Raw genomic sequence first — 12,826 nt, 5'->3', positions numbered from 1 at the left:
CGCCCTGCGTGGCCTGTTCGTTGCCAGCGGTGTCAATGAGCCGTCATTTCCGTTCAGAGGCCTTGCGCTTTGTCCGGCGGACGGGCTAGAACCCGCCCGAACGAGATGACATCTCTGTTCCAATCGATTCCAGACCGGGTTTTTCCCCTAAGTCTCTGAATCGTTTGGGGAATGGTGTAACGGTAGCACAACAGACTCTGACTCTGTTTGTCTAGGTTCGAATCCTAGTTCCCCAGCCACATTCAAATTTCCCTTCGCAGATCAAAGGCTTCTAACCCGCAGCCTTTTCGAAAAACCCGGTGATCCGTAACAGCGGCCCACGAGGCTCGAATGGCGTCCGGTCGGCGCCTGGGCGGCGTGGTCATACTGGTTGTCGTTTCCGATGGCGCTGAGGCGCTTGCCGCTTGCCTTATCGCTGGCCCGGAGAATCAATGTTCATCGGCCCCGGCAGCAAGTCGTCGATCCGTCCCGTGGCTCGATAGGCAATCAGCCCAAACCATTCGCGCACCGCAATGTCGGTCCGAGCCAGCCCATCAAGGGCGAGGGTGGTGAAGGAAAGTGTGTCACGGCGACCGCCGACCCACCAGTCGACTGGATAAGCCTCGACCGGAAATCCGGCTTTGCGAAACAAACCAATCGATCGCGGCATATGGAACGCTGATGTCACCAGAACCCAGCGCTCGCCCGGCTTTGGCGCCACGAGCGCTTTGGTGAATTCGGCGTTCTCATGCGTGTTGCGCGATTGCCGCTCCATGATCAATCGCGATCTGTCGACCCCAAGGCTTTCGAAGATCGCCGCGGCGTAATCGGCCTCCCTGGCATCCGACACCAGCCTCGGACTGCCGCCGGTGAACACCACGCGTGCATTCGGATATCGTCGTGCCAGCGCTGCGGCTGCGATCATGCGGTCGGGCGAGCGACGGACGACCGGTGTGTCGCGCGCAAGCGAAACATCGGCTTCGATCGAGCCGCCGAGCACGATGATGCCATCAGGCGCACGCTGTCCGGGATCCCAGGGCGGGAAGCGCGATTCAAGCGGATAGATCAGCAATCTTCCAGCCGGCGAAAACGCGGCCACCACAAGCAGTACGGCGGCTGTGATCATAAGCCCGCGGCCAAGCGAAAAAAAACGTGTTGCCGAAAGGATTGCGCCGAGCACACCGAGGCCGATCAGGAAATTGACCGGCGCGAGCGCGTTGCCAAGAGTCTTGGACAATACAAAAAACAACGTAAGGCCTCGGCCTCGTTGATACCAAGAGCGCCATAGCAGCAAACGGCCAATGAAGCCACCGCTACGAATCGTTAGCTCGCCGGATAGGGTGCCGGATCGCCGCGGATGACGATGCAGCCGGTGGGCTGCCGCATCGGCAAATGCGTATGGATCGTTGCCGAAAACAACTGTATTGCCGCTGCCGGCCCATCTACCTCGTTGTGACTACCGCCATTGCCACACGGGCAGGGCATGATTCTGTCCGGCGCTGGATCACGCCGTATGCAACAGTTGTCGCGCAACGTCCGGGCAGGGTGACCGCAATGAGCGAAGCGATCAACGTGGCCAAAGCTTACGATAAGGGACGCACTCTATTCATGGGAATAGAGCTGCTGGTCGCACCCGGTGCGCTCATCCCCCGGCCTGAAACCGAATTGCTTTGCGCCAGCGCGGTCGATGCTCTGCGTCGGTTAAACGTGCCGGAGCCGCGGGTGATCGACATGTGCTGCGGCGCAGGCAATCTGGCATGCGCCATCGCTCTCAATAATCCCGACGCGCGCGTCTGGGCGAGCGATCTAACCGATGGATGTGTCACTGTCGCACGTCGCAATGTTGCCTATCACGGACTCACGCAACGCATGTCGGTGCTTCAGGGAGACCTGTTCGACGCTTTTTCAGGTCTGCCGCTGGATGGGACCATCGATCTGATCGTCTGCAACCCACCCTATATTTCGGAAACGAGGCTCAGAGGCGACCGTGCCTCCTTGCTCGAACTCGAACCGCGTGAGGCATTCGCAGCGGGTCCCTACGGACTTAGCATCCATATGCGGGTGACGAAGAACGCGGTCAGATATCTGCGGCCCGGCGGTATCCTCCTGTTCGAGGTCGGCATCGGTCAGGCGCGGCAGGTGGCAACCCTTCTTGAGCGCAGCCAAAGCTACGAAAGCATCAGGGTGGTGACGAACGAAACGGGTGAAGGCCGCGTCGTTATGGGATACCGCAGAGGTACAAATACTTGAACCGGTGCGGTGGCATTCGCGACGCGGTCTGGACGTTGCAGACAAGTATCAGCCCTTCTTGCGCATGACGAAGCCTGCAATTCCTTCGATGGAGTCGAGGTTCTCAGGCAAGAGCTCGCTGTCTTCGACCGTGATTCCGAAGGTTTCCTCGATGAAGCCGATGACCTCGAGCACTCCCGTCGAGTCGATGATGCCCTGGTCGAGCAGCGATGTGCCGACCTCAAGCGAATTCGCTTCAGCAACGTAGAAGTTCGACAGCAAGAAATCGCGAACTTGCCTTCGGCAGGTCTCGAGTGGTTCTCCGACTAGCAACATGTTTCAGCTCCAATGCGTAAAGAAAATTCACGATCAGATCATTCGGAAATCGAATCCTGCAGTGCTCTCTTGTTGAGTTTTTCTGTATTCGTTCGCGGCAGTCTGGGCACGATCACAATACACTTCGGCACCATGAAGCTTTCGAGGCGTCGCTGGCACTCTTTCTGAAGCTGCTTCTCGCTCAGTGTTATTCCCTGCTCAATAACGACAAATGCTTTGACCGCCTGACCGAGGAGCTCGTCGGGAACGCCAATGACCGCGGCTTCCCTCACGCCCGGAATATCCATCAGCACGTTCTCCACTTCCTTGGGGGCGATCTTCTCTCCTCGCGACTTTATGATCTCGTCGCTGCGGCCAACGAAGTAGAGGTAGCCTTCCGCGTCCATCCGGCAGTAGTCACCGGTGTACAGAACCTGCTCGCCTGGCAGCGGGCCGGGCTTGAGTTTCCTGGCGGTGGCCTCCGGCTTGCCCCAATAGCCGCGCATCACCGTCGCGCCGCGAATGACAAGCTGGCCGACCATGTCGGGCCCCACGCGTCTGTCGCGCTCGTCGACAATCCACATCTCGGTATTCGGGATGGCGATCCCTACGCTCAAAGGCTTTCGATCGATATCCTCCGGGGGGAGAAAGGTGCAGCGCTTGCATTCGGTGAGGCCGTACATGGAATAAATGCGCGCTTCCGGGAATAGATCCTGCAGCAGACGAATATGCTTCATCGGCAGCGCAGCTCCGGTGTTCGTGACATAGCAGATACTCGAGAGGTCGTGCTCCTTGATCGACTTGAGCCCCGACAGCGTCGAGAAGATCGTCGGCACGCCGGGCAGGCCGGTCACCCGCTCGTCGGCGATAAGGCCGAGAATCTGTGCCGGAAAAGCGAACGACCGTTCGAGGACCAGCCGCGCCCCCATGCGAAAAGCCATGATCATTTGATACAGGCCGTAGTCGAAGGCGAGCGGCAGGACATTCAAAATGACCTCGTCTTCGCGTAGCGCGAGATATGAGGCGATCGACGTGCACGCGGCCAGCATATTCCGGTGCGTCAGCATCACGCCCTTGGGATCGCCCGTCGATCCGGAAGTGTACACGATGGCCGCGAGATCAATATCGATGCAGCAGCGCGCCGGAGCTACGTCGCGACCGGCGGCGCCTGCCTCGTCCCAGCGTATCGCATGGGGCAGCCCCATCAGCTCGGCATCGTCGATGGGCCCGGAAACGATCACCCGGCGTAACGACGGGCATGCCTGCGCGGGCTCCTTGAATATAGGGAAGAGATGCTTGTCGGTGATGAGCGCCGACGGCTGGCAATCATGAAGCAGATAGCCAAGCTTGTCGCGCTTGGTGAGCGGATTGACGATGCACACCACGGCATTCGCCTTCAGCACGGCCCAGAAACTGACGACGGTCTCGACAGTATTGTCGGCGAAGATAATCACCCGATCGCCACGTGCGACCCCGCTTGCGACCAGATAATTTGCGATTGCATTGGAGCGCGCCTCGAGCTCGCCGTAGCTGACGCGATGCTTGCCGCACACCAGCGCCACCTTTCCACCGAGATGACGGGCGGAGTGGATGAGGTAATCATGCAGGAGCGGTACGGGACCATGCATCAGCAAAGGGCCCCCTCAACCCGGTGCTCGCGATCGATATCGACGGTCAGCTCCAGAGCGTGGCGCCCACCAGGGCGGCTCGCGACGAATTGCTGGTGCAGGAGCTGAGTCGATAGCACGCCGACCATGGCCATGTTGTCGGAGTTCGAGAGATTGCCGTTGCCGGTTGCAGCCTGGGTCCGGCACTTGCTGCGCAGGCGCGCGACCGCGCCTGGATCGAAGACGTTGGCTTCGCGAATCGCCGTTTCTGAAATCGCGTCGTCGATATAGGCGGGCGTACCGCGGCCAACGAAACATAGGGCGTCGGGCGCGCGGAATGGCTGCTTCTTGCGGGCGATGATGTCCGACGGCACGATCGATTGTGCGACGCGCTTCAGAACGAGCTTCTCGTCAAGGACGCGGAGCTTGTAGGCAGGCGGCAGCGAATTCGCCAGGGCGACCACGTCCTCGTCAAGGAAAGGAAAGCGTCCTTCAACCGAATGAGCCATGAGCATTCGGTCGCCCTGAGAGGACAGGAGATATCCCGACAGCAATGTCTGGATTTCAAGATATTGATCCTGCGCTAGCGAGCTCCATCGCGTGAATTCCGGAGGCAGACCGGCGATCAAATCGGAAACCGCATTGTGCCTCGCCGACTCCGCGCACATGTCGCTGGAGAATAGTCGTTTGATGCCGCTGGTCGTTCGCCAGCGGGTGTCATGCGCGAAGCCCGGCGTGGCGTGCTCCGACAGATTGCGCCCAAAAAACTGCCGGGCCATTGCCTGCTGCTGTACCGGCGAGCGTGTGAGATAAGGGTAGAGACGCTCAAGCAGTCGCGCGCGGCGTGTCGAAGCGGGTTGCCGCCCCCAGAAACGGCGGACCTTGCCTTCGCGAAAGAGATCGTAGCCGGCAAACATTTCGTCGGCGCCTTCGCCGGACAGCACAACCTTGACGCCGCAGGCGCGTACCAGGCGCGACAGCAGGAACAACGGCGCCGGCGCCGTTCTCAAGATCGGACGCTCGGTGTGGTATATGACCTGCGGAAAGATCTCGGCGATGTCGCTACGCGAAACAACCACTTCATGGTGCTCACTACCGGTGACACGGGCGACCAGTCGCTGGAAGTCGGTCTCATCATATTCGGCGTCGGCAAAACGCAGCGAGAATGTCTGGAAGCGTTCGCCGGCAAACCGGCATCCCATTGCCGCAATAAGCGAACTGTCGAGCCCGCCGGACAAATAGCTGCCGACGCTGACGTCGGAGCGCACCATTCGAAGCGACGTCGCGGATTCGAGCGCGCTGCGCACCTGCGTTACAGCTTCGTCGAGCGAACCGAAAAACCGGCCGTCGCGCGAGCTGGACAATTCTGGATATTGCGGCTTCCAGAACACTTTCTCGCGAATGTTGTCGTTTTCATAGATGCGGAAATGTCCCGGGACGAGCTCCTTGATCCCTTGAAACACGTTCTGCGGCGGCACAACGGTCCAGAAAGTGAATGTCTGGTCGATGCCGGCAGGATCGAAAGTGCGGGGAATCGCTGCGTCCGCCGCGAAGATGGCCTTCACTTCGCTGGCGAAATACAATCGACCTTCGCGCTCGCAGAAATGCAAAGGGCAAATGCCGGTGCGGTCGCGCGCCAACACCAGACGGCGGGCTACCGAATCCCAGATCGCGAGCGCCCACTGTCCGGTCATCCGCTCGAAGGCGTCCTCGCCCCATGCCCGATAGGCGTTGACGATGACCTCCGTGTCGCTGCGGGTCCGGAACCTGTAGCCAAGCCTGATCAGCTTCTCACGCAACTCAACGTAGTTGAAGATTTCGCCGTTGAATACGATCCACGTCGTGCCGCTCGCGTCCGCGAGAGGCTGCTGACCGGTCGAAATGTCGATGATGGACAAGCGGGCATGTGCCAATCCCGCGCGTTCGTCCCGGTATAGGCCGCGCTCGTCCGGGCCGCGATGGGCGAGCGCGCCGAGCATGCGCATCAAGGCCTCGCGCGAGGGTGGCCCTGCGGCGGCGCTTACTGATACTATGCCCGCGACACCGCACATGCAGGTCAGTCCTCGAATACTTGAGTGACGAGCAGGGGTCGTGCGTGGAGGTAGCGTGTCACACGACGCTTGGCGTCAATATCCCTGAATACCAGATCGACCTGGGCTGCTGTCAGTCCGATGGCCTCTGCGACATCGTCTGACAGAATCCCGTGATTCACTGCGTAAAGGCACAGATCCATCTGGTGATACGGCAGCGCAAAATAGAACTCTTCCTGGCTCTGCGGCATCGAGAACGTATCCGTGGTCGGCGGCCTGCGCCGGATCTCCTCCTCGACCTCAAGGTATTTCGAGAGCTGATAGACCTGCGTCTTGTAGAGATGGGCAATTGGCATCACGTCCGCGATTCCGTCGCCCTGTTTGACGAAAAAGCCCAGATCGTGCTCGAGACGGTTCGGTGTGCCGACGACTGCGTATCGGAGGCGGTCGGCGTGGTAGTACTCTGTCATCTTGCGGACGCGCTGCTTGAAGTTGGTCGCGGCGACGATCTGGAGGTAGGCGTTTGACGAGAGGCGAACGGTGCGGGTGCTGCCGTCGCGGCTCTGGACCGTGAGACGGGTGATATTCAATCCGTTGCTCGCGAAAACCGACGGTAGCACCAGCTTGCACTTCCAGCCCTCGTCATATTCAGGAATGACGGTCCGGATTGCCTCGATCTGCCGGCGATAGGCGCCGAGCCCCTCGAGGGCGGGCGATATGTCTTCCAACGCAGTATCGATGCCAAGCTGCGCCGCCCAACTGCGGCCGAGCCTCAGTGAGTCGTCCGAAGAATGGTGCTCGGGCATGAAGACGCCCAAGACCTTGTCCTTGCCGAACGCGCGCACGCATAACGCAGCGACAACGGAGCTGTCGATGCCGCCGGAAAGACCAACGACGGCGCCGCGGCGTCCCAGCACGCCCAGAACCTGTTTGCGTAACGTCTGGACAATCCTCTCGACTTCGGCAGCGGGATCGAGCGCCAATACGTTCTTGCTGAACTCCTGCCCAGGCGGAATGTGCGCAGCGAGGGTCATGACTGCGCTTTCCGCCTGTTAAATTCGGCCGGTGTGTAGGTTTGCATGACCGCACGCTCGACCAAGGGGAGGTTGGTGGCGAGATAGGGCTCGACGACGAGCTCGATATGCGTGCCTGCAATGGGGATCACATCCAAGCTTGCGAGGGCGCAATCCCAGCCGAGCGCGTGCGGCGCTCCATCTCGGTTGCAGCGAAACAGTGTAGCCCCGATCGGCAAAGACGGTTTGGGCGAAGCCAGCCATTGGTAGAAAGCTCGCGACCGCAACACCTCTTGCAGTTCAAGCCTAATTCGGAAGCTGGTGGCGTTGAACTTCCCTCGCGTATAGCGGTGAAGCATCCAGGCAAGGGATGCCTCGCCACCGATTGCAGCCGTAGCCTTTGCGAGTGCTCGGCAGGCTATCCGCGAAATATTCACACGATTGGCGCGGAGCCGTCGCAACGTTCGGGCGAGCGTCTCCCGGTAATCGCGGCCCTCGTTGATGATCGTTGTATCGAGAATCCCCAGGAACCTGATAGACCGCCGTGCTTCCAGCAGCCGCGCCGCAACTTCGAACGCCACCACACCACCAAGGGAATGACCGAGAAGGCGAACATGTCCGACAGGTTGGCTCCGGCGAATTTGCTCCATCGCGGCATCTGCCATGGAAGCGACCGTGTTGTTTCCGTTGAGGATGCTCGCCAGGTCGGGGTATTTGATCGGGACGACCCGGGCGATCTTGCCGAGCCCCGCTGCAAAAGCGGCCATGCTCGGGCCGTACCCCAGGGACCCCGGCAACAGGAACAGGACTGGACGCACATCGGCTTGCACGTCCACGGCTTTGGCGGTTGCCTTCCCGGACACAATCGCCTTGACCATATCGGCGGCTGTCATATCGCGCGCGAAGTTTCCGACTGACAGCTCAAGCCCGGTGGCGCTCTCGATTTCTTGAATGCACCGCAGCAGCCTCGATAGATCGTCCGCTTCCTCCCAGGCTCGAGGCATGTCACGGCTGCCGAAACTCTTGGCCCAGGCATCCTGGACGATTTGATAGATCGTCGGCTCGCGTCCTTGCATCCTTGAGGGATGCAGCTTTGGGTTGACGAACGGATCGGCCGGCCGCTCCGCCATTTCCGGTTGGAGATAAGTCTGAGCCATGGATCACCTGCCGAGCCCACGACTTGTTATTGCCAGCCATGGAAATTTCGACATCCTGCGTTTGAAGGATGTTGCCTTCCGCTGGAAGGTCGGCAGAACGCCATCGCGATCAGAAAACGGCGGCACTACGCCGAGCTTTTCACGCTTGGATTGCCACGATTGTCTTGGGTTGAGCTTGGCCAGGCAGCTTTAACGGTGCGGCTGGGCATTATCTTACCGACTAGGCCCCGGCGCTTAGACAGGTTAGGCAACCATGGTGTGCCACTATGCCGCGGCGCGGCTTGAAGGGTTCCACAGCGGAATCCACGGCGTGCCCGTAGGCCGCCGTGGCTGGACACGACAGCACTGTAGGCCGTTGGTTCCTGATCGGCATCGTGGGCCTGGCTGAAATCCTGGTTCCCCAGGCAACACTTTCAGTCGTACTCCCGCGCCGCTTTGTTCTCTGGCTGACGATGGATAAACTTCAGGTCGGCAATGCTGGCGACTGGGATCAAAGGTTGCGTTCCCGATTCGCTGCTTTGCCCGGAGGCGCGATGTCGTCGTGGACCAAGGCCGGGACGCCTCCACAAGTAGTGAAGTAATAGTCGTCAACTTCAGATGATCGTTGCTAACTGGCTGATATTGCAAGACATCGAAAAAAGCGACGTTCGGTTCATTTTTAATCTGCCAGAATGTCGCACCTTTACCAACGGTTTACGTAATACCTACAAATTGAAGCGCAGGGGCTCGATAACGAGAATGTCATCGAACCCGTATCCGCTGCTTTGCCATCGCACTTCTGCGGACTGCTCAATTTTCACAACACCCCGCACATTGCGGACCAACGGTCGAAAACCGAGGGACCCTTCGTCATGCTCGCCAGCCTGTCCATTCGTGCCAAGATCACTATCGTCCTTTCATTTTTGCTGCTCGCCATGACGAGCATGGGCCTGATCGCCGTCCGAAAAATGCAGGCGATCAATGCCAATGCGGTGGACATCCAGGCAAACTGGCTGCCAAGCGTTCGCGTGCTTGGCGAATTGCGCGCGGGCGTGATCACTTATCGTAACGTGATCCGCCAGCACATGCTGTCTGAAACGCTTGAAGAGAAGCTGGCGAACGAAAAGACCGTGGATAGTGTGGTCGCAAGCAACCTCGCCATCCGCGCGAAGTATGAAAAGCTGATCACTTCGCCGGAAGAACGTGCTCTTTACGAGGAATGGGGCAAGGTGTGGGACGCGTACAAGAAAGGCACGCTCGAGGTGATGGAGTTGTCCCGCAAGAGCGTGGGCAAAGTGCCGCAGGAAGCCATTACGCTGAACACCAAGACCGTGAACCCGATTGGCCTGAAGGCTGACGAGCTTCTCAACAAGGACATCGAACTCAACAACAAGGGCTCCGACGTCGCCGGTGCGGAGGCAAGCGCCAATTACGACGCCGCCTTCACGATGCTCGTGGCCATCCTGGCCGTCTCGGCCGTGCTCGGTATCGGCATCGGCATCTATCTTGTGAAGGACGTCTCCAGCGGCATCGCATCGATCGTCAAGCCGATGCAGGCATTGGGGCAGGGCGATCTGACCGCCATCGTGCCGCATCAGGGCATGAAGACCGAGATCGGCACCATGGGTGATGCATTGCAGGTGTTCAAGCAGGCGCTTATCGACAAGCGTGCGGCGGACGAAGCAGCAGCAGCCGATGCAGAAGCCAAGATCGAGCGTGGTCGCCGCGTCGATAGCATCACCCGCGAATTCGAAGCGATGATCGGCGAGATCGTCGAGACGGTGTCGTCGGCTTCGACCGAACTGGAAGCCTCCGCCGGCACGCTGACCGCGACCGCCGAACGTGCGCAGGATCTGACAACGACCGTGGCAGCCGCATCGGAAGAAGCCTCGACCAATGTGCAGTCGGTTGCTTCGGCGACGGAAGAGATGGCCTCGTCGGTGAACGAGATCAGCCGCCAGGTGCAGGAATCGGCCAGCATCGCCAACCAGGCTGTGGATCAGGCACGTCTCACCAACGATCGCGTCAGTGCCCTGGCCAGCGCGGCAGCACGCATCGGTGACGTCGTCGAGCTGATCAACAACATCGCCGGTCAGACCAATCTTCTGGCACTCAATGCAACGATTGAAGCAGCACGCGCCGGTGAAGCCGGGCGTGGTTTCGCGGTCGTCGCATCGGAAGTGAAGGCGCTGGCCGAGCAGACGGCGAAAGCCACAGGCGAGATCAGCACGCAGATCTCTGGCATCCAGGCGGCGACGCAGGAGTCAGTGGGCGCGATCAAGGAAATCGGCGATACCATCGGCCGCATGTCCGAGATCGCCTCGACGATCGCATCGGCCGTGGAAGAGCAGGGCGCTGCGACCCAGGAAATCTCCCGCAACGTGCAGCAGGCGGCACAGGGTACCATGCAGGTCTCGGCGAACATCACCGACGTGCAGCGCGGTGCGTCCGAGACCGGCTCGGCATCCTCGCAGGTGCTCTCTGCAGCGCAGTCGCTGTCATCCGATAGCACGCGTCTGAAGGTCGAAGTCAGCAAGTTCCTGAACGCTGTACGCGCAGCCTGATAGTACGAAATATCAAGACATCAAAGCCGGCGCGCAAGCGCCGGCTTTTTTGTTATCGATGGGGCGATTTTCTGTTTCCGCAACATCCGGCGGGCAGCACGCGATACCATACAATTCTTTTCAAAGAGCACGCGCCGCAAGCGCACGGTCCGGTTCCGGCGGGATCAGCCACTTCCTGCGACATCTTGGCGATCTCTTAGTCATTTACTGCAATCGTGTGATTGCGCGCTCCCTTTTTGCGCGGAGCAATATACCGTCGTCGCTGCGAAGTTATTCTGACCGGTGTTGCGTCTTAGAAAGAGACCATGACCCCTATCGATTACGAATACTTGCAGAAGATCCTGAAAGATCGTTCGGGGCTCGTGCTATCGGCCGACAAGAAGTATCTGCTGCGAAAGCAGGTTGATGCCGCGATCATGCCCCGCATGGGTGCCGGACTGAAAACGTCTCCCGCCAGTATGCGCGTATAGGAGGGAACATGGCAGACGAAGTTGCTACCAACGGGCGCGTTATCTTCGGGCGCGGCTACAATGTCTGGATCATGGCCATTGACGGGACGTGGCGGCGCAGTTGCGTGCTGAAGGCCGTGTCGAGCTATGACGCCGAGTTGATCCTCGATACCTCCATCGAGGGCCTCAACCTCAAGGAATTCTTCCTGCTGCTGTCATCGACCGGACTTGCCTATCGCCGGTGCGAACTGGTCAAGGTGAACGGCGCCCAGATCGACATTCGCTTCCTGAACACCAAGGGTACCAAGAAGAAATCGCCGGCGAAAAACGATCAAGGGGACATGGCGGACGCTTGATCATCCGTCATCACGCGTGGCGCACGCTGATGGAACACGCGCATGGATTTGAAGCCGCGCATCTCCAGCATGACGATATCGACGATCATCGCATCGAAGCCGGCATCTTCCAGCGCCAATAGACCGGCCTCGTCACCATCGGCCGAGACGGTTTCGGCTCCTTCACGTCCCAGTGCCAGCCTGATGGACATGGAAACGAGCGGGTCGTCGTCGACGACCGGACTGCGCTGCATGGCGGCGCCCCCGGCGGGCTCGAGTGAATCTGCAGTCACTCTCCACGCAACACGCCACCATGACGCAACGAATCGTCGACGACCTCGAATTTCTATCCGTTCTGCTGGAGGTGTCTGTCCAGATTTGCACACTTGGGGCATTTCGTTGTTGCCGCGTTGCACGCGTCATGTACATGGTCGGATATGAGTATGATGTTCGAAGAACTGGATTATCGCCCGACGCCGATGGGCGTCCTGACCCTGCGGCGCCGGCGGAAGCCGGGGACCGATACCGATATCTTTGAAATCAAGCTCGGCGACGAATTTCTGATGTCGAGCGCCTTCACGGCTGCCGAGATTGCGCTCGCGGATATCGGGTTGGCGTCGCTAACCGGCAGCGGGCTGGATGTTGTCGTTGGCGGCCTCGGTCTGGGCTATACCGCGCAGGCGGTTCTCGCGCATGAGAAGGTGGGGTCGCTCGTTGTCATTGACGCGTTGCCTGAAGTGATCGAGTGGCATCAGGCCGGCCTGATCCCGATCGGCCGCGAATTGTCGGCGGACGGGCGCTGCCGTCTCGTTCATGGTGATTTCTTCAAGATGGCGACGTCAACGCACGGCGATCTCGATCCCGATACGGCCGGCCGTCGCTTTGATGCGGTGCTGGTCGATATCGATCATGCGCCGGACAAGCTGCTGCATCCGAGCCATGCTGTGCTCTACACGCCGGCCGGGCTGCAGCGTCTGTCGGAGCATCTCAAACCCGGCGGCGTGTTTGCGCTGTGGTCGAACGATCCACCGGAGGCTGCTTTCACGGCGGTGATGGAGAGCGTGTTCGGCGCGGTGACCGCGCATGTTGTCGCATTCGACAACCTGAACGCCGACGAAGAAGTGTCCAACACGGTCTATGTCGGAACGAAGATCGAAGCGGTCATATAG

Annotated in this window: 11 protein-coding genes, 1 tRNA gene and 1 pseudogene; 6 read left to right on the top strand and 7 right to left on the bottom strand. The window is 59.8% G+C overall.

All coding sequences use genetic code 11. The features are described 5' to 3' along the window. Positions 1–165: 165 nt before the first annotated feature. Positions 166–239, top strand: a tRNA-Gln gene (locus tag ACEK02_RS31005). Positions 240–409: 170 nt separating this feature from the next. Here ACEK02_RS31005 and ACEK02_RS31000 read toward each other — a convergent pair. Beyond that, on the bottom strand, positions 410–1,228 hold the full coding sequence (locus ACEK02_RS31000; protein ID WP_371425360.1) for a YdcF family protein: 819 nt from the start codon (positions 1,226–1,228) through the stop codon (positions 410–412). 305 nt (positions 1,229–1,533) lie between these two features. On the opposite strand from ACEK02_RS31000, the gene ACEK02_RS30995 reads away from it, so the two are divergent. Further along, entirely contained in the window at positions 1,534–2,229 is a 696-nt protein-coding gene (locus tag ACEK02_RS30995; protein WP_371425358.1) for a class I SAM-dependent methyltransferase, read from the top strand. Between the two features lie 48 nt (positions 2,230–2,277). Here the strand turns inward: ACEK02_RS30995 and ACEK02_RS30990 are convergent, their stop codons facing one another. Genes ACEK02_RS30990 through ACEK02_RS30970 form a run of 5 tightly spaced genes read right to left on the bottom strand, consistent with a single transcriptional unit; the run spans position 2,278 to position 8,330 of the window. Then, positions 2,278–2,544: an acyl carrier protein gene (locus ACEK02_RS30990; protein ID WP_371425356.1), complete on the bottom strand. Its 267-nt coding sequence runs from the start codon at positions 2,542–2,544 to the stop codon at positions 2,278–2,280. Between the two features lie 38 nt (positions 2,545–2,582). Then, positions 2,583–4,151 carry a class I adenylate-forming enzyme family protein gene (locus ACEK02_RS30985; protein WP_371425490.1) on the bottom strand — a complete coding sequence of 523 codons (1,569 nt, stop codon included), beginning with the start codon at positions 4,149–4,151 and terminating at the stop codon, positions 2,583–2,585. After that, complete coding sequence (asnB, locus tag ACEK02_RS30980) at positions 4,151–6,181, bottom strand: asparagine synthase (glutamine-hydrolyzing) (protein WP_371425354.1); 2,031 nt, start codon at positions 6,179–6,181, stop codon at positions 4,151–4,153. Before asnB ends, ACEK02_RS30985 begins: the two co-directional genes overlap by 1 nt. Before the next feature lie 5 nt (positions 6,182–6,186). Further along, positions 6,187–7,194, bottom strand: coding sequence for an NAD(+) synthase (nadE, locus tag ACEK02_RS30975; protein WP_371425352.1), 1,008 nt, complete (start codon positions 7,192–7,194; stop codon positions 6,187–6,189). Continuing rightward, a complete protein-coding gene (locus tag ACEK02_RS30970) occupies positions 7,191–8,330 on the bottom strand; it encodes a thioesterase domain-containing protein (RefSeq protein ID WP_371425350.1) in 1,140 nt (379 codons plus the stop codon). The genes nadE and ACEK02_RS30970 overlap by 4 nt, the downstream gene beginning before the upstream one ends. Before the next feature lie 851 nt (positions 8,331–9,181). Between ACEK02_RS30970 and ACEK02_RS30965 the strand changes: the two genes are divergently transcribed. The 3 genes and pseudogenes from ACEK02_RS30965 to ACEK02_RS30955 all read left to right on the top strand — a co-directional run bounded on the left by ACEK02_RS30965 (position 9,182) and on the right by ACEK02_RS30955 (position 11,678). Next, entirely contained in the window at positions 9,182–10,873 is a 1,692-nt protein-coding gene (locus tag ACEK02_RS30965) for a methyl-accepting chemotaxis protein (RefSeq protein WP_371425348.1), read from the top strand. Between the two features lie 305 nt (positions 10,874–11,178). Then, a pseudogene (locus ACEK02_RS30960) lies at positions 11,179–11,308 on the top strand (chemotaxis protein CheR); the annotation flags it as partial. A gap of 43 nt (positions 11,309–11,351) precedes the next feature. After that, complete coding sequence (locus ACEK02_RS30955) at positions 11,352–11,678, top strand: PilZ domain-containing protein (RefSeq protein WP_371425346.1); 327 nt, start codon at positions 11,352–11,354, stop codon at positions 11,676–11,678. Here the strand turns inward: ACEK02_RS30955 and ACEK02_RS30950 are convergent. Continuing rightward, positions 11,654–11,911, bottom strand: a complete 258-nt coding sequence (locus ACEK02_RS30950; RefSeq protein ID WP_371425344.1) for a response regulator — start codon at positions 11,909–11,911, stop codon at positions 11,654–11,656. The two genes, ACEK02_RS30955 and ACEK02_RS30950, sit on opposite strands and share 25 nt — an antisense overlap. A 189-nt stretch (positions 11,912–12,100) precedes the next feature. On the opposite strand from ACEK02_RS30950, the gene ACEK02_RS30945 reads away from it, so the two are divergent. Continuing rightward, positions 12,101–12,826 carry a spermidine synthase gene (locus tag ACEK02_RS30945; RefSeq protein WP_371425342.1) on the top strand — a complete coding sequence of 242 codons (726 nt, stop codon included), beginning with the start codon at positions 12,101–12,103 and terminating at the stop codon, positions 12,824–12,826.

The sequence above is a fragment of the Tardiphaga sp. genome, assembly GCF_041424195.1.
GTDB lineage: Bacteria > Pseudomonadota > Alphaproteobacteria > Rhizobiales > Xanthobacteraceae > Tardiphaga.
Note: the sequence above shows the minus strand (reverse complement) of the source record. Positions and strands in the feature narration are given on the sequence as shown.

Excerpts from the sequence above, each read along its gene's own strand:
- ACEK02_RS30995 (WP_371425358.1), top strand. The coding sequence starts at position 1,534 with ATGAGCGAAGCGATCAACGTGGCCAAAGCTTACGATAAGGGACGCACT.
- ACEK02_RS30990 (WP_371425356.1), bottom strand. The coding sequence starts at position 2,544 with ATGTTGCTAGTCGGAGAACCACTCGAGACCTGCCGAAGGCAAGTTCGC.
- ACEK02_RS30985 (WP_371425490.1), bottom strand. The coding sequence starts at position 4,151 with ATGCATGGTCCCGTACCGCTCCTGCATGATTACCTCATCCACTCCGCC.
- asnB (WP_371425354.1), bottom strand. The coding sequence starts at position 6,181 with ATGTGCGGTGTCGCGGGCATAGTATCAGTAAGCGCCGCCGCAGGGCCA.
- nadE (WP_371425352.1), bottom strand. The coding sequence starts at position 7,194 with ATGACCCTCGCTGCGCACATTCCGCCTGGGCAGGAGTTCAGCAAGAAC.
- ACEK02_RS30970 (WP_371425350.1), bottom strand. The coding sequence starts at position 8,330 with ATGGCTCAGACTTATCTCCAACCGGAAATGGCGGAGCGGCCGGCCGAT.
- ACEK02_RS30965 (WP_371425348.1), top strand. The coding sequence starts at position 9,182 with ATGCTCGCCAGCCTGTCCATTCGTGCCAAGATCACTATCGTCCTTTCA.
- ACEK02_RS30955 (WP_371425346.1), top strand. The coding sequence starts at position 11,352 with ATGGCAGACGAAGTTGCTACCAACGGGCGCGTTATCTTCGGGCGCGGC.
- ACEK02_RS30950 (WP_371425344.1), bottom strand. The coding sequence starts at position 11,911 with ATGCAGCGCAGTCCGGTCGTCGACGACGACCCGCTCGTTTCCATGTCC.
- ACEK02_RS30945 (WP_371425342.1), top strand. The coding sequence starts at position 12,101 with ATGATGTTCGAAGAACTGGATTATCGCCCGACGCCGATGGGCGTCCTG.